At 45.3% G+C, this 19,442-nt stretch carries 14 protein-coding genes and 2 tRNA genes; 10 read left to right on the top strand and 6 right to left on the bottom strand.

Going from position 1 to position 19,442, the window contains the following annotated elements; genetic code table 11:
- Positions 1-2: 2 nt before the first annotated feature.
- Positions 3-89: transfer RNA gene (locus CEW93_RS07860), tRNA-Leu, on the bottom strand.
- Between the two features lie 6 nt (positions 90-95).
- Positions 96-169 (bottom strand) — tRNA-Cys (locus CEW93_RS07855).
- A gap of 372 nt (positions 170-541) precedes the next feature.
- Here CEW93_RS07855 and CEW93_RS07850 point away from each other — a divergent pair.
- The 3 genes from CEW93_RS07850 to CEW93_RS07840 are packed head-to-tail and all read left to right on the top strand — an operon-like array spanning position 542 to position 6,851.
- Positions 542-2,104, top strand: a complete 1,563-nt coding sequence (locus CEW93_RS07850) for an efflux RND transporter periplasmic adaptor subunit (protein WP_089540770.1) — start codon at positions 542-544, stop codon at positions 2,102-2,104.
- An 8-nt stretch (positions 2,105-2,112) separates the two neighbouring features.
- Entirely contained in the window at positions 2,113-5,262 is a 3,150-nt protein-coding gene (locus CEW93_RS07845) for an efflux RND transporter permease subunit (RefSeq protein ID WP_146416655.1), read from the top strand.
- On the top strand, positions 5,259-6,851 hold the full coding sequence (locus CEW93_RS07840; protein WP_089539326.1) for an efflux transporter outer membrane subunit: 1,593 nt from the start codon (positions 5,259-5,261) through the stop codon (positions 6,849-6,851). The genes CEW93_RS07845 and CEW93_RS07840 overlap by 4 nt, the downstream gene beginning before the upstream one ends.
- 45 nt (positions 6,852-6,896) lie before the next feature.
- Here CEW93_RS07840 and CEW93_RS07835 read toward each other — a convergent pair whose 3' ends face one another.
- The 4 genes from CEW93_RS07835 to mrdA are packed head-to-tail and all read right to left on the bottom strand — an operon-like array spanning position 6,897 to position 11,385.
- Positions 6,897-7,337: a GNAT family N-acetyltransferase gene (locus CEW93_RS07835; RefSeq protein WP_089539327.1), complete on the bottom strand. Its 441-nt coding sequence runs from the start codon at positions 7,335-7,337 to the stop codon at positions 6,897-6,899.
- The gene (locus CEW93_RS07830) at positions 7,330-8,790 is read right to left on the bottom strand and encodes a DUF3482 domain-containing protein (RefSeq protein ID WP_255504030.1); all 1,461 of its coding nucleotides are present in this window, start codon (positions 8,788-8,790) and stop codon (positions 7,330-7,332) included. The genes CEW93_RS07835 and CEW93_RS07830 overlap by 8 nt, the downstream gene beginning before the upstream one ends.
- 40 nt (positions 8,791-8,830) lie before the next feature.
- Positions 8,831-9,388 (bottom strand): 16S rRNA (guanine(966)-N(2))-methyltransferase RsmD, encoded by a 558-nt coding sequence (rsmD, locus tag CEW93_RS07825; RefSeq protein ID WP_089539329.1) that lies wholly within the window; start codon positions 9,386-9,388, stop codon positions 8,831-8,833.
- A complete protein-coding gene (mrdA, locus tag CEW93_RS07820) occupies positions 9,385-11,385 on the bottom strand; it encodes a penicillin-binding protein 2 (RefSeq protein ID WP_089539371.1) in 2,001 nt (666 codons plus the stop codon). The genes rsmD and mrdA overlap by 4 nt, the downstream gene beginning before the upstream one ends.
- Positions 11,386-11,568: 183 nt before the next feature.
- Between mrdA and CEW93_RS07815 the strand changes: the two genes are divergently transcribed.
- The 7 genes from CEW93_RS07815 (at position 11,569) to trpS (ending at position 19,434) form a co-directional block, all read left to right on the top strand.
- Positions 11,569-12,876: a DUF445 domain-containing protein gene (locus CEW93_RS07815; protein WP_089539330.1), complete on the top strand. Its 1,308-nt coding sequence runs from the start codon at positions 11,569-11,571 to the stop codon at positions 12,874-12,876.
- Between the two features lie 136 nt (positions 12,877-13,012).
- On the top strand, positions 13,013-15,013 hold the full coding sequence (locus CEW93_RS07810; protein WP_089539331.1) for a heme lyase CcmF/NrfE family subunit: 2,001 nt from the start codon (positions 13,013-13,015) through the stop codon (positions 15,011-15,013).
- Positions 15,014-15,595, top strand: coding sequence for a DsbE family thiol:disulfide interchange protein (locus CEW93_RS07805; RefSeq protein WP_089539332.1), 582 nt, complete (start codon positions 15,014-15,016; stop codon positions 15,593-15,595).
- Positions 15,592-16,074 (top strand): cytochrome c-type biogenesis protein, encoded by a 483-nt coding sequence (locus CEW93_RS07800; protein ID WP_089539333.1) that lies wholly within the window; start codon positions 15,592-15,594, stop codon positions 16,072-16,074. The genes CEW93_RS07805 and CEW93_RS07800 overlap by 4 nt, the downstream gene beginning before the upstream one ends.
- Positions 16,071-17,333: a c-type cytochrome biogenesis protein CcmI gene (ccmI, locus tag CEW93_RS07795; protein ID WP_089539334.1), complete on the top strand. Its 1,263-nt coding sequence runs from the start codon at positions 16,071-16,073 to the stop codon at positions 17,331-17,333. Before CEW93_RS07800 ends, ccmI begins: the two co-directional genes overlap by 4 nt.
- A 61-nt stretch (positions 17,334-17,394) precedes the next feature.
- Complete coding sequence (adk, locus tag CEW93_RS07790; protein WP_089539335.1) at positions 17,395-18,048, top strand: adenylate kinase; 654 nt, start codon at positions 17,395-17,397, stop codon at positions 18,046-18,048.
- A gap of 318 nt (positions 18,049-18,366) precedes the next feature.
- Entirely contained in the window at positions 18,367-19,434 is a 1,068-nt protein-coding gene (gene trpS, locus CEW93_RS07785) for a tryptophan--tRNA ligase (protein ID WP_089539336.1), read from the top strand.
- Positions 19,435-19,442 lie beyond the last annotated feature (8 nt).

Here is a 19,442-nt window from a genome sequence, read left to right as displayed (position 1 = left end):
TATGGTGCCCGGGGCCGGACTTGAACCGGCACGCTCAAAAGAGCGAGGGATTTTAAATCCCTTGTGTCTACCAATTTCACCACCCGGGCAAACAATGGAGGCTGAGGTCGGAATCGAACCGGCGTACACGGAGTTGCAGTCCGCTGCATGACCACTCTGCCACCCAGCCATGTAAGTGGGTGCTATGATAGCAAAAATTTTTTAAAATGCAAGCATATTTTTAATAGTTTTAAGTGATGATAATATATTTTACATTTTAGCAATATTTTAGAAATAAAATGAGCAAGTTTATCCCAGCGGCTAAATTTTTGGTTTTTGGCGATGATGAGTGATGTGTTGTGTTTTATGTTTTGGGCGATAAATCCATAATTTTGTACACATTTTATTCATAAAGTCAAGCAGGAAAGATGAACCGTATGAGCAAAAATTTACAAAAACAACCTTTAAAAATGGTTTATAATAACTAACTTTTACTTTTTATTGCTTGTGTTGCAGGATTTTACATGAAATCACCACAAGCCAACAAAATAAAGGCGATTTTATGAACCAAAAACTAAAAATACTAAGCGTCATGTTGATGATGGCGATGGGTGTCGGTTTGGTTGCTTGTAATAAAAAGCAAAATGCTGAACAAGCCGCTGCCCAACAACAAATGCCACCAACCACCGTTGAGGTGCAAGTGGTGGAGCTAGGGATTGTGCCTTTAATACAAAATTTTTCTGGTAGGGTGTCCGCCATTGAGACATCGCAGGTACGTCCACAGGTGGGCGGTATTATTGATGAAGTGTTATTTAGAGAAGGCAGTTACGTTAAAAAAGGTCAAGATTTATACCGCATTAACCGCGATAATTATGTCAGCAGTGCCAACACGAGCCTTGCAGCCATTCATACGGCTGAGGCAAGTTTGGTGCGTGCCAATTCTGAGTTAAATGCACAACAAGCCAGCTTAGGTGCACAAGAGGCGAATTTAACCGCCGCCCAAGCCAATCTGACTTCTGCCCAAGCCACATTAGCCCAAGCCCAAGCGGATTTGGCCAGAGTGCAAAGTTTGGTGAGTATTGATGCGGTATCAAAACAAGTCCACGACCAAGCAAAAACCGCTGTAAAAACTGCCCAAGCAGGGGTGCAATCTGCTCAAGCGGGCGTAAAATCTGCCCAAGCAGGGGTCAATACAGCACGAGCTAATGTTGAATCAGCACGAGCCAATGTTGCCCAAGCCCAAGCATCTATTAACAGTGCCAAAGCGGCTCATGATGCCAGTTTGTTGGACATGAGCCGTACTGTTGTTAAAGCACCCATTTCAGGTCGGATTGGGATTTCAGCAGTAACCGCAGGGGCATTGGTGTCAGCATCTCAAACAAGTGCTTTGGCAACCATTTCTCGCACTGACATGGTGTATGTGGACATTCAGCAATCATCATCACAAATGCTCCAATTACGCCAACAGATTATGTCAGGCAAAGCAGGTCAAGGCTCACCAGAGGTGCAAATTATTTTAGAAGACGGCACAGTATATCCGCTTATTGGTCGGCTTGCCCTAGAAGATGCCAAAGTAGATGAAGCGACAGGTTCTGTTGTGTTGCGGGCGGTATTTGCCAACCCTGATGGCGTGTTAATTCCTGGTATGTACGTCAATGCCAACCTTGCCCAATCGGTGGTAGAAAATGCCACGATATTGCCAAAAACTGCGGTCAGTTTAACACCCAAGGGCGAAGCTCAGGTATATGTGGTTAATCAAGATAACAAAATTGAAGTGCGTCCAATCAAAACATCAGGCACACTTCAAGGTCAATGGGTGGTTACTGAGGGTTTAAATGCAGGCGATAAAGTGGTGGTGATGGGTGCTGCCAAGGTAAAACCTGACCAAGCTGTTGAAGTGCGTGTGGTGGCAAATCCCCACTTGCAAGGTGAGCAGTCGCAAAATGAACAGCCACAAGATGAGCAATCACCAGAACAAACACCAGCCACCCAAGCCCAAAACCAACCAAACAACCAAGCACCACAACAAGGTCAAAACAGCGTGATGGCACCTGCAAATCCAGCGACATCAGACGCCCAAAGCGAAGCTGAGGCTTTGGCAGACAGTGCAGAAGCTGGTAACTAGGGGGCGGTATGTCTAAGTATTTTATTGAACGCCCGATTTTTGCATGGGTGATTGCCATGCTCATCATGTTGGTGGGGGTCATCGCTGTGCGTAGCCTACCGATTGAGCAGTATCCACAGATTGCACCACCAACCATCTCTATCAATGCCATTTATCCGGGGGCAGATGCTGAGACAGTAGAAAACACCGTAACCCAAGTCATTGAGCAACAAATGAAAGGGCTTGATGGTCTGGCGTATATGTCATCTAACTCATCATCGTTTGGGACAGGTTCAGTTACTTTGACCTTTGATAATTCGGTCAATCCTGATACTGCCCAAGTTCAGGTGCAAAACAAGTTACAATCTGCCATGAGTAGTCTGCCTGCTGATGTACAGCGTCAAGGGGTAACAGTAGAAAAATCCAGCAGTAGCTTTTTGATGGTTGTATCATTTTTCTCCGAAGATGGTAACATGGATAGGTCGGACATTGCTGACTATCTAAATGCAAGCGTGGTAGATAGCATTAGCCGTGTCAATGGCGTGGGTTCTGTGAACGTGTTTGGTTCGTCTTATGCCATGCGTATTTGGCTAGACCCTGCCAAACTGGCTTCTTATTCGCTCATGCCATCTGATGTGTCAGCCGCCATTCAAGCCCAAAACGTACAGGTGTCAGCAGGTCAGCTTGCCAACACACCAAGCAATCTTAATCGTCAAGTCATCAACGCCACAGTCAGTGTACAAAGCTTTTTAAAGGCCCCCGAAGAGTTTGGTAATATTTTGGTAAAAACCGACTCATCAGGGGCTAAGGTGCGTATCAAAGATGTGGCAAAGGTGGAGCTGGGCTCTGAAAGCTATGCAGTAGAGACTTTTTATAATGGTCAGCAAGCGGCAGGTATCGGCATCATGCTGTCATCAGGGGCAAATGCCCTAGAAGTGCGTGAAGCGGTAGAGCAACGCCTAAATGAGCTGTCTGTTGGCTTTCCTAAAGGGCTAAAAACCGAAATACCATACGACACCACGCCATTTGTCAAACTGTCTATCAAACAGGTGGTGATGACGCTACTAGAAGCGATTGGACTGGTATTTTTGGTCATGTTCTTGTTTTTACAGAGCTGGCGAGCAACCATCATTCCAACGCTGGCTGTGCCTGTGGTGATTTTGGGTACGTTCGCTGTGTTGTCGGCGTTTGGTTTTACGATTAATATCTTAACCATGTTTGCGATGGTGCTTGCCATTGGTCTTTTGGTGGACGATGCGATTGTGGTGGTAGAAAACGTAGAGCGTATCTTAGAAGAAGACCCAAGCATCTCTGTTAAAGATGCCACCATTCAGTCTATGAGTGAGATTAGTAAAGTGGTGATTGGCATTGCACTGATTTTATCGGTGGTGTTTGTGCCAATGATTTTCTTTGCTGGGTCGGCAGGCGTGATTTATCGTCAGTTTGCTGCCACGCTCATCACCAGTATGTCGCTGTCGGCGATTGTCGCACTTGTCTTTACGCCAGCACTTTGTGTTACGATTTTAAAACGTCAAGCCCACAAGGACATTCATACCCAAAAAGGCTTTTTTGGCTGGTTTAACCGTTTGTTTTTTAAAGCAAGTCGTGGTTATGAAAACTTTGTTGGCAAAACCTTTAATGCCAGATGGCTTTTTGCCATTGCTTATGCGGTGGTGATTGGTGTGATGGTGCTGACGTTTAGAGCTTTGCCATCGTCTTTTGTGCCCGAAGAAGACCAAGGTTTTGTGATGACGTTGGTGCAACTGCCGGCAGGCTCAACGCTTGACCAAACCAAGCAAGTCATGGAAAAAGTGGACCATTATTTCCGTGAACAAGAAAAAGACAAAGTTGAGAGCGTTTTTGCCATCTCAGGATTTAGCTTTATGGGCAGTGGGCAAAACATGGGCATGGCGTTTGTGCGTTTAAAAGATTGGAGTGAGCGTACCACCCCTGACAGCTCTGCCAAAGCAATCGCTGGTAAAGCCATGGCTTTAAACATGATGATACCAGAAGCGACTTTGGTGTATCCACTTGCTCCGCCTGCCATTCAAGGCTTTGGTAATGCAAACGGCTTTGATTTGCGTCTTCAAGACATCGGTGGTGTGGGTCATGACAAACTACTAGAAGCTCGCAATATGCTGCTGGGTATGTCTGCCCAAAATCCCAATGTTGCAGGCGTGCGTCCTAATGGTCAAGAAGACGCCCCAAAACTTAAAGTCAATATCAATCAAGAGCAAGCGGCCGCCTATAATCTAAATATGGCAACGATAAATACCACAATCGCCCAAGCCTTTGGGGGCAGTTATGTCAATGATTTTATTGACCGTGGACGTATCAAAAAAGTCTATATGCAGGCAAACCCTGACAGCCGAGCCACCCCAGAAGACATCAACAAATGGCATGTGCGTAACGCCAACGGTCAGATGATTAGTTTTGGGGCATTTGCCACGAGCGAATGGCAATATGGTAGCCCAGGACTTGACCGTTACAATGGTTTGTCATCAATGAGTATCCAAGGTCAAGCCGCTCCCGGTAAATCCACAGGAGAGGCCATGCTGGCGATGGAAGAGATGATTGCCAAGCTTCCTGATGGCATTGGTTATGAATGGACAGGACTGTCGCTAGAAGAACGTAAAACAAGCGGTCAAGCCATGAAATTGTACATCGTTTCTATGGTGGTGGTGTTTTTGTGTTTGGCAGCATTGTACGAAAGCTGGTCTATTCCATTTTCGGTCATGCTGGTGATACCGCTTGGTGTTTTGGGAGCGGTTTTGTTTACCGCCAGTAAAGGCATGGCAAATGATGTGTATTTGCAAGTGGGTTTATTGACGGTGATCGGTCTTTCTGCCAAAAATGCCATTTTGATTATTGAGTTTGCCAAAGAACTCCAAGAATCAGGCAAAACGCTCAAAGAAGCGGTCATGCAAGCTGCTCGTATGCGACTGCGTCCCATTATCATGACGTCTTTGGCATTTGGTATCGGCGTTGTGCCGTTGATGATTGCCACAGGGGCAGGTTCAGGCAGTCAAAACGCTGTTGGCACAAGTGTGGTTGGTGGGGTCATCACAGCGACATTCTTGGGCGTGTTCTTTATCCCGATGTTTTATGTGTGGGTGCGTTCAGTATTTCCCTATAAGCCTGCCAAAACCACCGACGCTGTCAGTCAGGAGAAATTATGAAAATCATGCGTTTATTTGCGTTATCTGCTTTGAGTTTGGCGGTGGGGGCGTGTAATGTCATACCCCCAAAAGCGCCCCTAACGGTGGTCGCCAAGCCAAATATTCCTGTGGATGAAAGCTATGAAGTTTTGGACAAAGAAACCATCAGCACGCCCCAAAGCCCAAGCGTTGCGGCTGTGCGTTGGCAGGATTTTTATGCTGATGATAAGCTAAAATCTTTGATTGAGATGGGTTTGGCACATAACAAAGATTTAGAACAAGCACTACTTGCCATTGAATCAGCCAAAGCCAGATACCAAATCGCCCATGCAAATATGTTTCCTACGGTGGCAACATCAGCAAGTGCGTCTCGTTCAGCAAGCCCCCAAGACCGCAATCCTAGCTCAGGTTATACGGTTGGTCTGGGTATGTCTAGCTATGAGTTGGATTTTTGGGGTAAGGTTGCCAGTGCTAAAGAATCGGCATTGCATGAGTATTTGGGTAGTAATGCCAACAAAGATATTGTACAAATATCACTCATTTCTAACATTGCCCAAGGCTATGTCAATCTAAGCTACGCCATCGCCCAACGTCAGCTCGCCCTAGAAACGCTAAAAACTCGTGAGCACTCGCTGTTTATCAATAAAAAGCGTTTTGAAGCAGGTATTGATGCCAAAAACCCCAGTTTGCAAGCCGAAGCGTCCTTAGAAGCGGTGCGATTGGATATTTATAAGGCGGACACGTCCATTTTGCAGTTGCGTAATGCGTTGCAGTTATTGATTGGTTCGCCTGTGCCTGTGGAGCTGATGCCTGATATGGCGGTAAACAAAATCACCAGCCCATCAGTATTTAGTGCAGGATTGCCAAGCGAGCTGTTGTATTATCGCCCTGACATTGTCAAAGCAGAACACGCCTTAAAGTCAGCAGGGGCAAATATTAACGTGGCTCGTGCCAGTTATTTTCCGTCCATCAGGCTGTCAGGTGAGCTGGGTTATCGTTCATCTGGTTTGAATGATTTGCTGTCATCATCTGCTTTTGGTTGGTCTTTTGGACCTGCCATCAACTTGCCGATTTTTGATGCAGGTCTTCGCCGTGCCAATTATGAAGTTGCCCAAGTTGCCCAAAAGCAAATGCTCTCTGCTTATGAAAAAGCCATTCAAACGGCATTTTATGAAGTAAACGATGTGCTTGCTGCTCGTGCTACCATCGGTCAGCAGTTGCAAACGCAGTACCGCTTACAAAAAAACTATCAAGAGACTTATCAAATCGCTCATGCACGCTTTCGTTCAGGGTTGGATAATTATCTGAATGTGTTAGATGCCGAGCGTTCATTGTTTGCCAATCAACAAGCGATTTTGGCATTAGAACAACAGCAGGTCATCAGTCAAATTCGCCTATATCAAGTGTTGGGTGGCGGGGCAAGTTTGACCGCCGAGCAGGTGGCTGAATTTCAAAAACAAAGACAAGCCATGCAAACTGCCAGTCTTGCCAGTGAGCATGATGTGGTGGCAAGCCCTGCCGATACAGACGATGGTGTAAAACTGGTGCAGCCCAAGCCTGATAATGTGGCGGTGATTGAGCCTGCCAATGACGATGGTATTGCCAAATAGTTAAGTCGCCATTTTAAAAGCACCTATTTTGGGTGCTTTTGTGTTTTATAAAGGGCTTTTAAATAACATCAGCCCTTGTTCATCAGGTGCATGACATGGTAAAAATCCGCTTGGGTGAGTGCTGCCTGTGAGTGATAAAGTTAAGGCGTGAATGCCACGGCTTTTGGCATGGCGAGTAGCAAAGGTGCGTATGGCACTTAGCATGGTGCGACCAATCCCTTTGCCTTGCAGGTGTGGCAGTACAACCCAAGGATAAATGTGAGCATTGCCATCACAAAAAACCACCCCCACGCACGCCATAGGCTCTTTGGTAGCGGGGTCATCAACACAAAAGACGTAGCCTGATGTGATGAGCTGATGTAGTGTGTCCAAATGCTCCGTGCTACTTGGGTGGCAAGCGTGGATAAGTTGGTTTAATGCACTGATGTCGTTGGTATCGGCACGTCTTAGGCGGATATTTTGGGCGGTGATGGAGGAATTAGTCATGTGATTTTTCCAAAGTGCTAAGATGAGTATCTAGTATGATGGCAAGTTTGTCAGCAAGCTCGGCTCTTAGGGATTGATGGTCATCATAATTTGTGTCTAGGCTTGAATAATGTGGGTAGGCACGAGCTTTTTTAAGTGGGGCTGGCAGTTTGTCCGATTGCCAAGGTAGGGCGGTATCGCCATCTAAATGAATGACATCAAGACTGGCATGACCACGATGTCGCAAGGTGTGGTGCAAGTATTGTGATTGGGCAGACAGTAGCGTTAAGGTTTCATTGCTGATGGTGAGTGTTTTTATGCCCATGGCTTTGTCTTTGATGGTGCTACTGTTGGGCAGTAGCCCGCCAATCACACCCCCAATGGCAGTGCCCAGTCCCAAACTTGCCCCAAAAGTCGCCACATCAATCCCAGCACCGATAATCATACCTGCCACGCCCCCACCAACTGCCCGAATGCCATAGCGAGCCAGCAAGTCATTATCAAAAATGTCTTGGTTGCTGCCTTGTATGCTCATGGGTGTATCATCAATGTCAGCATGATAAAATTTATACAATTCAAGCAGGCGATGCTGCATGATGGTAAAGGCTTGGCGGGTGGCTTCTTGCATGGCGAGTAACACGCCTTGTTCATCATCACCATCTGAGATTTTTTTGCTAAAACTGGCAACATTAATCAAAAAATCAGCGATAATCATACTGCCTTCTTCTGCCATGTCATGCCAAATCTCTGTGCGTTCTGATTGAAGGGTTAAAAAACAAGGGGCGGACGTTAATGTGCCAAGATTTGCCCAAAGATTCATTTCTGCTTCAAAATCAAACGCCACCGTGTCAAAGGCGTTAATCACGTGCAAGGCTCGCCGAGAGAGCATTTCTTGCCATGATTGAGTAAAGGGACTGTTTGATTTGATAAAATTAAACACAGGCAGTACAGGCGTACCAGAGCTTGCCAAAATCGCCAGTTCATCTTTGTATTTGGACAACACAGGCTCACGCACGTCTATCACATAAATGGCGATGTCCACAGTCAGCAGTGTACTGACGACTTTGGCTTCTTGGGAAAAATCGCCAAGTAAGGCTTGGCTGTTGTTTTGGACGGCTTGCAAAAAAACATTGAGACGCTCTACGCCATCATGGCGGGGGTTGGTGTGCTCTTGTAAATAATCCATCACACCTGTGGCATCTTCTAAGCCGGGGGTGTCATAGAGCGTTACCAAAGGAGCACCGTATTTATCTAAGATTTTTACCGTTTCTACATGACGAGTGGTGGCAGGGGCGTTTTTGACTTCGCCAAAATCACAGTCTCTAAGCAGTGTCCGCATGAGTGAAGTTTTACCCGTGTTGGTGTGCCCGATGATGGCGATGCTGACCACGTCATTAAAATACATGGATTGGTGTTGTTGTTGCCATACTTGGGCTTGATGGGGGTTTGTGGGATTGAAACTTCTTTTTAGCATAAGTTTTTCTCGTCTTGTGGATTATGGATAAGGCGATGAGCTAAGGCTCAAAAATCCCTGCATATACTTGCCCAACTTTGGTGGTTTTGATGGGCGTGAGCGTGTGGCAGATGTCATCAAGCGGACGGTCGCTTTCTAGATAAATTTGAGTGTTGGCATGCACAAGATGGTGCTGTTTAATGAGCGTGATAAAGGTCTGCCATAGGTTTAGGGTGTATGGGGGGTCTATAAAAATAATATCAAAAGGCTCTGACAGTGTGGGTAGGGCGTTTTGGGCGGTGGCGTTGATGATGGCATAATCATCATCATTTAAATGTAAGCTTTTGGCACTTTGGCATAAGATGGTGGCTTGGGCGTGGTTTGACTCTATAAAAGTGGCGAATTTTGCCCCACGAGATAAAGCTTCAAAGCCTAGTACGCCTGAGCCTGCACATACATCTAGCACACGAGCATCTAAGGTGTCTGCCATTAACCAATTAAAAACCGTCTCTCTTAGGCGGTCAGGTGTGGGACGCAGACCATCGGTATCTATAAATAACAACTGACGGCGTTTAAATTTGCCACCGATGATACGCACTTGGTTGGTTGTTTTTTTCATGATTGGGTTTTTGGTTTGTTATCTTGGCTTGGTTTTTGCTGAGTCTGTTGGGCTTCTTTGGCTTTTTGCATGGCATCTATCTTGGCTTGCAAGATGGCGTGTTTTTCGGCACGCAATTTTGCCATTTCTTCTTCATTTGGGGGTTTGATGGGGTTTTTGTCCTTATGGAGTACCCAATAATCAAACAACGCTCGCCCAATGGGGGCGGCGACTTTACTACCACCACCGCCATTTTCTACAATGACTGCTAGGGCGATTTGGGGGTCTTCAACAGGCGCAAAACCTGTAAACCACGCATGGTCCCAATGGCGAGAATCCAAAGCAGCTTTGTTATAGCTTTTGCCTTGGGCGATGGATTTGACTTGGGCGGTGCCTGTTTTGCCAGCGATACGATAGACGGGTGTATAAATGCCCTTGGCTGTGCCACGTTTGACGGTATCTTCCATGGCGGTGTGCATATTTAGCCAGTCTTCTTCTGTGCCATTAAAGTCAATCACGCCATCAGGTTTGTCAATGATTTTAACAGGTGCTTCACCTTTGGAGCTTTTTAGAATATGAGGGGTTAGGTGCTTGCCTTTAATGGCAGTCATGGCGGTGGCGTTGGCGACTTGTAGGGGGCTTGCCAAAAATGCCCCTTGACCGATAGATACCGAAATGGTCTCCCCAGGTAGCCAGTCTTTGTTGTAGGTTTTTTGTTTCCACTGGGGAGATGGCATGATGCCTGCTTTTTCGTTGGGTAAATCAATGCCTGTTTTTTGACCAAAACCAAAACGGCTCATCCAGTCATGAAGTTTATCAATGCCCAAGCGATGAGCGTTTTTGTAATAATAAGTGTCCACACTCATGATGATGGATTTGCTCATATTGACCGTGCCATGACCGCCTTTTTTCCAATCACGAAAACGGTGGCTATCCCCTGGTAGGCTAAAATACCCAGGGTCAAAGATGGTGTCATTCCAGCCCATGATGCCATGATGTAAAAACCCCATGCTCTCAAAGGGCTTGATGGTACTGGCGGGCGGATATAAACCTTGCAATGCTCGATTATAAAGTGGCTGGTCAATGTCATCACGCAAAGCGGCATACATTTTTGATGAAATGCCAGAGACAAAAGGGTTGGGGTCATAGCTTGGATTGGACACAAAGGCAAGCACATCACCATTTTTTGGGTCAAGTGCCACAATTGCCCCACGCCGTCCAGCCAGTTGGTCTTGGGCGACTTTTTGCAGACCATAATCCAGGCTCAGGTACAAATCATTGCCTGCGATGGGGGCTTTGGTGTCCAGTTTACGTAACACATCGCCATGAGCATTGGCTTCTACGGATTGATAGCCGGGTTTACCAAGCAGCACTTCTTCGTATTGCTGTTCTATGCCAAGTTTGCCGATTAAATCGGTGCCTGCATACAAATCTTTTTTGATGGGGTCAGCTTTGATGGCTTTGGATTCTTTATCATTAATACGCCCCACATAGCCGATGACGTGAGCAAACAGTTCATCATGCGGATAAACTCGTGTCAGCTTGGTCTGAATGCTCACCCCCCGAAAAAATGGCTTACGCTCGCTAAATTTGGCGATTTGCTCTTCAGTTAAGTCCATTTTGATGGTAACGCTGTCGTTTTTTGATTTGTCAATCCGTGCCAAAATGTCAGTAATGTCTTCTTCTGTCAGCTCAAAAATTGGCGTTAAAAGACGCAAGGTATGAGCAGGGTCATCTATTTCATCAGGGCTGATGACGGCGGTAAAAACAGGCGTGTTGTCAGCAAGCAAAATGCCATTTCTGTCATAAATATAGCCACGAGAAGGCGGGTCAGAGATGAGTTTAATGCGGTTGTTTTCGGCGTTGGTGCGGTATTTTTCGTATTGGGTGATTTGTAGGTAGCCATAGCGTACAGCAAGCCCAAGCAGTCCTAACAAAATTAACAAAACTGCGATGATGATTCGTCTGTGAAACGTGGCGGTACTTTGGTCGGAGTCTTGTGTTAAAGGCTGGTTCATGAAACGGCGACAAATTGGCTGATGATAAATGTTAAATTTTACCACAATTTTTAAAAACAAAAGATTGATTTTGTTAATTTAAGCACACCTATCAGTTATGACAGTAAAAAACGCATGATAAAACAAGTCATTTGATGAATTTTGTGGTAAAATTATTGCCGTTTTTGCTGATAAATAAAACCCATGTTTGCGTCTTTGTGGCAACTGCTAAGCCAGCACCCTGAATTTATCGCCATGCTCACCATACCGCCTGTTACTGCTTTTGTAACGTGGGCTCATGTGTGGATGGCGTTAGAGATGTTGTTTCGCCCTATTAAGTTTTGGGGCATTGGTATTAAAAATATGCCTTGGGGCTTACAAGGTTTGGGCTGGCAAGGCATCGTTCCTGCCAAAGCAGGTAAAATATCAGGGGTGATTGTTGACCAAACGCTCTCAAAACTTGGCTCGCTTGATGAGTTTTTTCGGGCAATGGAGCCTGAGGAGATGGCAGAATTTATCACCGCTACGGTGGATAAAAATCTAGAAAGCTTGATTGATGAGATTATGCTTGAACGTTATTATGTGTTGTGGAGCAAACTGCCTTATGCCATCAAACGCAGAATTTACGCCCACGCTCATGATGAGCTGCCCCATATTATGAAAGCTTTGGTGCTGGACTTGACCTATCATGTGGAAGATTTGGTGGACATGCGTCAAATGATTGTCAGACGTATGGAAAACGACCGCAAACTCATGGTAGATATGTTTTTAAAGGTTGGCAAAAAAGAGATTAAATTTATCTGGAAAATCAGTGCCATCATTGGTTTTGGTTTTGGGATTATCCAGATGGGGATTTTTTATTTTGTGCCACAGCATTGGACAGTGCCATTTTTTGCGGCGATTTGGGGGGCATTAACAAACTGGATTGCCATTTGGATGGTGTTTAATCCTGTTGAGCCACGTCCTGTGTGGTTTTTGCGGTTATTTCGTTATGAACATGGGCGGATTGTTTTGATGTTTCCCCACATTCATCGCTATTTGTGGCAGGGTGGTTTTATGAAACGTCAAGATGAAGTCTCTACGGTGTTTGCCAATATTGTTGTCAAAGAGTTGGTTACCTTGGAAAATGTCATGCACGAGATGATGTACGGCACAAGAGCGGACAAGACACGTGAGCTGATGAAATCACATTTATACGAAATGCTAGAATCCCCTGTGGTTGCCACCACATTAAAAATGGGCATGGGCGACAGCTTAGATGAATTTAAAGACACCATCATAGATAAGTCCATAGATGCGACCATGGTGCCAATACGAGACCCTGAGTTAAACACTTCTCGTGCGTCTAAGATTTTTGGTTTGTTTGAAAGTCGCATTCGTGCTTTGACCCCCCATGAATTTCAAAATTTACTCCGTCCTGCCTTCAAAGAAGATGAGATGACCCTTGTGGTGCTCGGGGCGATTACAGGACTGCTGGCAGGCTGGCTACATTTGGTGGTGGTGTTCTTTTAGTTTTTATTATTTAAAATTTTAATCATTACAAAAAGTATTATTTGATAATATCAATTTATAAACTTGCTATACTACCGCATTGGCTGTCATGATTTTAGATGTTGATGGCGTGTTTTATTTAGGTTAAGGTCGTTTTATGCTCATCACAGAACTTGGGTACTTTGCTCTTTTGCTTGCATTGGTGCTTGCCATTTTACAGGCGGTATTGCCAACTTTGGGCGTATTAAAACACCAAGTGCCATGGCAACGTCTTGCCCCAAGTTTGGCGGTGGCAGGCTCTTTGGCGATGGGGTTGTCCTTTTTGGGGTTGGTGGCAGGCTTTTTGTATAACGATTTTAGCTTGGTTTATGTTGCGTCTCACTCCAACAGCTTATTGCCTTGGTATTATAAATTGTCGGCAACGTGGGGCGGTCATGAAGGCTCGCTGCTGTTGTGGGTGTTGATTTTGGCGACGTGGGGCATGATGGTGGCGGTGTTTAGCCGTGGTTTGCCACTTGACATGAGAGCCAGAGTGCTTGCTGTGCTTGGCATGGTACAAACGATGATGCTTTTAATGCTTGTCTTTACGTCCAGCCCCTTTAATCGCACCTTGCCAAATTTGCCTGTGGACGGAGCAGATTTAAACCCACTGCTACAAGACCCAGGGCTGATTTTTCATCCGCCCATGCTGTATATGGGCTATGTGGGGCTGGCAGTGCCATTTGCGTTTTGTATGGCGGGGCTATGGGCAGGTCGGATAGATGCGGTATGGACAAGATGGAGCAGACCTTGGACGGTGTTGGCGTGGGGCTTTTTAACTTTGGGGATAGCCATTGGGTCTTGGTGGGCGTATTATGAGCTTGGCTGGGGCGGTTGGTGGTTTTGGGACCCAGTAGAAAATGCTTCTTTGATGCCGTGGCTTGCCAGTACGGCACTCATACACTCGCTGGCTGTTACTGAAAAACGGGGAGTGTTTAAAGCATGGACGATGATGCTTGCCATTTTTGCCTTTGCTTTGTCTTTGCTTGGCACCTTTCTTGTGCGTTCAGGGGTCATCACATCAGTGCACTCGTTCGCTGCTGACCCAACACGGGGCATGGCGATTTTAGCCATCTTGGCGGTCATTATTGGTGGTGGATTACTTATGTTTGCGTTGCGTGGTTGGCGATTGACCGTAGAGAGCAGTTATCGTTTAAAGTCCAAAGAAACCTTGTTGGTGGTCAATAACATCGTCCTTTTGATTGCAACGTTGGTGGTGCTATTGGGTACGCTATATCCCATCATTGCAGATGCCTTTAAGCTTGGTCAAGTGTCAGTAGGACCGCCATATTTTAATGCTTTGTTTGTGCCTTTGACGTGGCTGATTTTGGCAGTCATGGGCGTGGGGGCGATGATACGTTATAAATCAGACAACCGACCTTTTTTTAAACTGCTCGTGGTTTGTGCTTTACTTAGCCTTATCATTGGGGCGGGCATGACTTATCTTATTGCACGGCTGGGCGATGGGGCATTTCATGGGTCTATTTATATCACGTCCGTTTTGTCAGTATGGGTGCTGGTGCTGATGGTTTATGACATTAAAGATAAAATCCGTCATGCCAAAGGTTCACGGTTTGCCAAATTTATCAAACTTTCACCAAGTTATCATGGCATGAATATCGCTCATGTGGGCGTTCTGATTACTGCACTGGGCGTGGCAGGCGTGAGCAGTTTGAGTGTAGAAAAAGACGTGGCAATGATGGTGGGTGATAGCACACAAGTGCAAAACTATGAGTTTTATCTGCAAGAGTTTAGCACCATCACAGGCAGTAATTACGATGCCACTCAGGCAACGATTAACGTCAAAAAAGACAAGACTTTTGTTACCACATTGTACCCACAAAAGCGTAATTATGTGGTCTCCATGATGCCAATGACCGAAGTAGGACTGTATCCTAGCTTATTTAATGAGATTTATGTGGCATTAGGTGAACCGATTGTTAAAGATGGCAAAACAGATACTTGGGCGGTGCGGGTGTATATCAAACCGATGGTGCGTTGGCTGTGGTTGGGGGCAATTATTATGAGTTTGGGTGGACTGCTGGCAGTATTAGATAAGCGTTATCGTTTGCAAGACAGACGCACCATGCCCAACCAAACTCAACAGGAGATAAAATAAATGACCGCCAAAAATAAAAAAATGCTCATGTTTTTGTTGCCCTTGGTGGTGTTTGGGCTGTTGATTGTGATGTTTTTATTTCGTTTGGGTAAGCCGACGGATGTGGTCATCACAACCAGCATGAACAAACCCTTGCCCGCCATGAGTTTGCCACTGCTGTCAGACCTTAATCGCACCATGACCAATCACGATTTGCCAAAAACGCCTTTTATCCTAAATGTGTGGGGGTCGTGGTGTCCATCTTGCGTGATAGAGCATCCATTTTTGATGGAGCTGTCTGGTCAAGGTGTGCCCATGGTGGGCATCAACTACAAAGATGAGCTACCAAACGCTTTGGCGTATTTAAACAAACACAAAGACCCTTTTGTGTACTCGGTGCAGGATTTAGATGGTAAATATGCCTTGGATTTGGGATTGACAGGAGCGCCTGAAAGTTTTGTGGTCAATGAAAAAGGCGTGGTTTATAAGCACATTGTTGGTGTGATTGACCAAAATAACTGGCAAAATGACATCAAACCTTGTCTTGATGCTCTAAATAACCCATCGCTTGATGACACCAAAAAAAGTGAGTTGTGCCAATGAAGCGTTTAGCCTTTGTGTGTTTGCTGATGGCATTGAATGTGCCAAGTTTTGGGGCGATTGAGATTTATGAGTTCAAAACTGCCGAAGATGAAGCTCGCTATAAAGCTTTGATAGAAGAGCTGCGGTGTCCCAAATGCCAAAACCAAAACTTAGCAGGCTCAGATGCACCCATTGCGGTGGATTTAAAAAACCAAACCTATCAGATGATTAATGATGGACGGAGCGATACCGAGATACGGGCGTATATGTTTGAACGCTATGGGGATTTTATCAGTTATAAGCCACCTGTGCGACCATCTACATGGATTTTGTGGATTTTTCCGCCCATTTTGCTGATTGTGCTACTGATGGGTTGGTTTTATAAAGCCAAACAGGGTCGCAAAATCAGTGAGCAGGTGGACGCATTGAGCGACAGTGAAGAAGCTCAGCTTAAAGCCATCTTAAAAAATCATCAAACACCTGATAAGGATTCACCATGACCCCAAGTTTGCTGTTGTTTTTTAGTGTGTGCGTACTGATGTGCGTGCTGCTGGCTTTTGTGGTGGTGTTTCCTTGGCTCAAAGGCAAAAAAGCAAGCGATAATCGCCTAATGGCACTTAATGTGCAAATTTTTCATGAGCGTTTGTCCGAGTTAGATGGTGATAGACAATCTGGTCTGATAGATGAAGCCACTTATACCTCTCAACAGACCGAGCTAAAACGTCAGCTCATCAATGCCCAAAGCCAAGAAGATGCGTATAAGGCGGTGGGTATCAAGGGTCGGCTGATTGTCATTGTGTGGATTTTGGTATTGACGGTGCTGGCGTATTTGACAGTTGCTGACCGTACGCCTGTGTTTAAACTTTGGACAGCCCAAGACACGGTAGGGCAGGTGGCAGATGATTTATTAACAGGCAAAATAGATACGCCCCCCCAATGGGCAACCGCCGATAGTACAGCACTCATCAGTGCCATGCAAGCAAACGTGCATTATCATGCTGATGACCCACAACGCTGGTTGAGATTGTCTGAGCTGTTTATGGCACTAGATGCCAAACCCCAAGCCTTAGAAGCATTGTCTCGGGCTTATCGGTTAAATCCCACCAATGAAGAGATTGTTTTGACTTATGCTCAAACGAGCTTTTTTGTCAATAACAATGCCCTAGATGCCAATGCCAAAAACGCTTTATTGGGAATTTTGGCAACCAACCCTGACCACGAAGGGGTGCAGATGATGATGGCGATGGGTGAGATGAGAGCAGGCAACTTTACCAATGCTAAGGCATGGGTGGCACGTTTGCGTTCTAGTATCGCCAAAAAGTCAGGCGATAGAAGCCAAGCCCTTGCCAGTCTTGATGAACTGCTTGCTAACATTAACGCCCAAGAACAAAAAGCTCAGCAAGGCGTTAATATTACCATTGGCGTATCAGACACGCTTATCCCCCAAATCAGTGAGACAGACGTGGTGTTTGTTTCTATATCAGGTGCTGATGGACAAGCCCCTTATGCGGTTAAACGTTTGCCTGTGAGCGAGATTAAAAATGGAACATTGATGGTAACGTTAAGCGACCTTGATGCTATGATGCCAAGTCGCACGCTATCGGCGGGAAGGGTGGATAACGAGACGTTGATGGTCAATGCTCGTATCAGTCGTACAGGTAATGCCATCAGTGAGTCTGGCGATTTATCTGCCAACCCTGTGGTTTTGTCAAAGACAGCAAATCAGGCGGATTTAACCATTTCACAGATTGTTCCTTAAAACAGCTTGAATAATGGGCAAATGTGGTTTATAGTGTAGTTTATTTAATTTGGAGAAAGTTATGCGTATTATTTTGTTAGGGCCACCGGGGGCAGGTAAAGGCACACAAGCCAAGCTCATCTCTCAAAAATTTAATATTCCTCAAATCTCCACAGGCGATATGCTCCGCTCAGCGATTAAAGCAGGCACACAGCTTGGTCAAACTGCCAAAGCCGTCATGGAAGCAGGTCAATTGGTTTCTGATGAGCTGATTATTAATTTGGTCAAAGAGCGTCTTAATGAGCCTGATTGTGCCAATGGTTGTATTTTTGATGGCTTTCCACGCACCATTCCCCAAGCCCAGGCCTTAGCAGATGCAGGCGTGGACATTGATTATGTGGTGGAAATTAGTGTGCCAGATGCGGACATCATCTCTCGTCTGTCGGGCCGCAGAGCACATTTGCCATCAGGTCGCACATATCACATCATTCATAATCCGCCAAAGGTGGCAGGCAAAGATGATGTTACGGGCGAAGAATTGGTGCAACGTGATGATGATAAAGAAGAAGTCATCAAAGACCGTTTGTCTGTTTATCATGCTCAGACCGCCACTTTGGTGGGGCATTATCAAGATGTTGCCAAGTCAGGTGAAAATGCCCCAAGTTATCACCAATTTGATGGCACCAAAGACATTAATGCAGTGCGTGATGAGATTTTTGCGGTGCTAAACGCCTGATATACACCAACAGACACACCCAATCAATTTGGGTGTGTTTTTTATGCCAATTTTATTTAACATAATCTTTTTACTTGCTATATGATTTATAAATAATCCATAGGGCAGTGCAACCAATTTACTCATCAGCACTTAACAAATCATTATATGTTTTTTATTAAATGGTGTATAATAATTCAAATTGCTAACAAAGCAATAAATAGCACCAAATTTGGCAATATGAATAATTTGACCACACATCACCATTAAAACTCTACCCCAAAGCATCATTTATCTTTGGGGTGATTTTATCGTTTTATCAATCAATTAAGGTCAGTCATGACAACCCAAACTTCTACCAAAAAACGCATTTTAACAGGCATTACCACCACAGGCATTCCCCATCTTGGCAATTATGTTGGCTCTATCCGTCCCGCCATTGCGTCTGCTAAGCAGGCTTTTGCTGATGATAGTGGTGATGCTTTTTTCTTTTTGGCGGATTTTCACGCACTTATCAAATGCTTTGACCCTGATGAGATTCATCGCTCCACACGAGCCATTGCCGCCACTTGGTTGGCGTGCGGTCTTGACCCTGAGCAAGTTATCTTTTATCGCCAGTCAGACATTGCCCAAATTCCAGAACTGTCATGGATTTTGAGCTGTTCGTGTGCTAAGGGGCTGATGAACAGGGCTCACGCTTATAAGGCAAGTGTGGACATGAACCTAGCAAAGGGCGATACTGACCCTGATTTTGGTATCAGTATGGGGCTGTTTAGTTATCCTGTTTTGATGAGTGCGGACATTTTGATGTTTAATGCCACTCACGTTCCTGTTGGCAAAGACCAAATTCAGCACATTGAGATGGCACGAGACATCGCAGGCACATTTAACCACAAATACAAAGAGCTGTTTACACTGCCTGTGGCGGTTACAGATGAAAATACCCCACTATTAACAGGACTTGATGGTCGCAAAATGAGCAAATCCTATGGCAATACCATACCACTATTTGGTGATGGCAGCCCAAATATTGACCCCCAAAAGGCACTAAAAAAAGCGATTGCTCAAATTGTAACCAATTCCCAAGCCCCCGAAGAGCCAAAAAACCCTGATGAGTGCAATATTTTTGAGATTTATAAGGCATTTGGCTCACCAGATGAGATAAATGAGCTTGCCGAGCGTTATCGCCGTGGCATTGGCTGGGGTGAAGCCAAAGACATTTTATTTCATAAAATCAATGATGAAATCGCCCCAATGCGTGAAAAATACCTTCATTTGATGAATAATCCCAAAGAGCTAGAAGAGATTTTGCAGATGGGTGCGGTTAAAGCAAGACGATATGCTGACAAACAGCTTGATAAAACACGCAGAGCAACAGGGATTAGACCACTCGCCAAACTAAAATAACACATCAA

The organism is Moraxella sp. VT-16-12 (assembly GCF_002224245.2).
Classification (GTDB): domain Bacteria; phylum Pseudomonadota; class Gammaproteobacteria; order Pseudomonadales; family Moraxellaceae; genus Moraxella.
The sequence above is the reverse complement of the archived record's forward strand: the minus strand, read 5'-3'. Positions and strand labels throughout refer to the sequence as shown.

Excerpts from the sequence above, each read along its gene's own strand:
- CEW93_RS07840 (WP_089539326.1), top strand. The coding sequence starts at position 5,259 with ATGAAAATCATGCGTTTATTTGCGTTATCTGCTTTGAGTTTGGCGGTG.
- rsmD (WP_089539329.1), bottom strand. The coding sequence starts at position 9,388 with ATGAAAAAAACAACCAACCAAGTGCGTATCATCGGTGGCAAATTTAAA.
- CEW93_RS07830 (WP_255504030.1), bottom strand. The coding sequence starts at position 8,790 with ATGCTAAAAAGAAGTTTCAATCCCACAAACCCCCATCAAGCCCAAGTA.
- adk (WP_089539335.1), top strand. The coding sequence starts at position 17,395 with ATGCGTATTATTTTGTTAGGGCCACCGGGGGCAGGTAAAGGCACACAA.
- CEW93_RS07835 (WP_089539327.1), bottom strand. The coding sequence starts at position 7,337 with ATGACTAATTCCTCCATCACCGCCCAAAATATCCGCCTAAGACGTGCC.
- ccmI (WP_089539334.1), top strand. The coding sequence starts at position 16,071 with ATGACCCCAAGTTTGCTGTTGTTTTTTAGTGTGTGCGTACTGATGTGC.
- CEW93_RS07845 (WP_146416655.1), top strand. The coding sequence starts at position 2,113 with ATGTCTAAGTATTTTATTGAACGCCCGATTTTTGCATGGGTGATTGCC.
- CEW93_RS07805 (WP_089539332.1), top strand. The coding sequence starts at position 15,014 with ATGACCGCCAAAAATAAAAAAATGCTCATGTTTTTGTTGCCCTTGGTG.
- CEW93_RS07810 (WP_089539331.1), top strand. The coding sequence starts at position 13,013 with ATGCTCATCACAGAACTTGGGTACTTTGCTCTTTTGCTTGCATTGGTG.
- trpS (WP_089539336.1), top strand. The coding sequence starts at position 18,367 with ATGACAACCCAAACTTCTACCAAAAAACGCATTTTAACAGGCATTACC.
- CEW93_RS07815 (WP_089539330.1), top strand. The coding sequence starts at position 11,569 with ATGTTTGCGTCTTTGTGGCAACTGCTAAGCCAGCACCCTGAATTTATC.
- CEW93_RS07850 (WP_089540770.1), top strand. The coding sequence starts at position 542 with ATGAACCAAAAACTAAAAATACTAAGCGTCATGTTGATGATGGCGATG.
- mrdA (WP_089539371.1), bottom strand. The coding sequence starts at position 11,385 with ATGAACCAGCCTTTAACACAAGACTCCGACCAAAGTACCGCCACGTTT.
- CEW93_RS07800 (WP_089539333.1), top strand. The coding sequence starts at position 15,592 with ATGAAGCGTTTAGCCTTTGTGTGTTTGCTGATGGCATTGAATGTGCCA.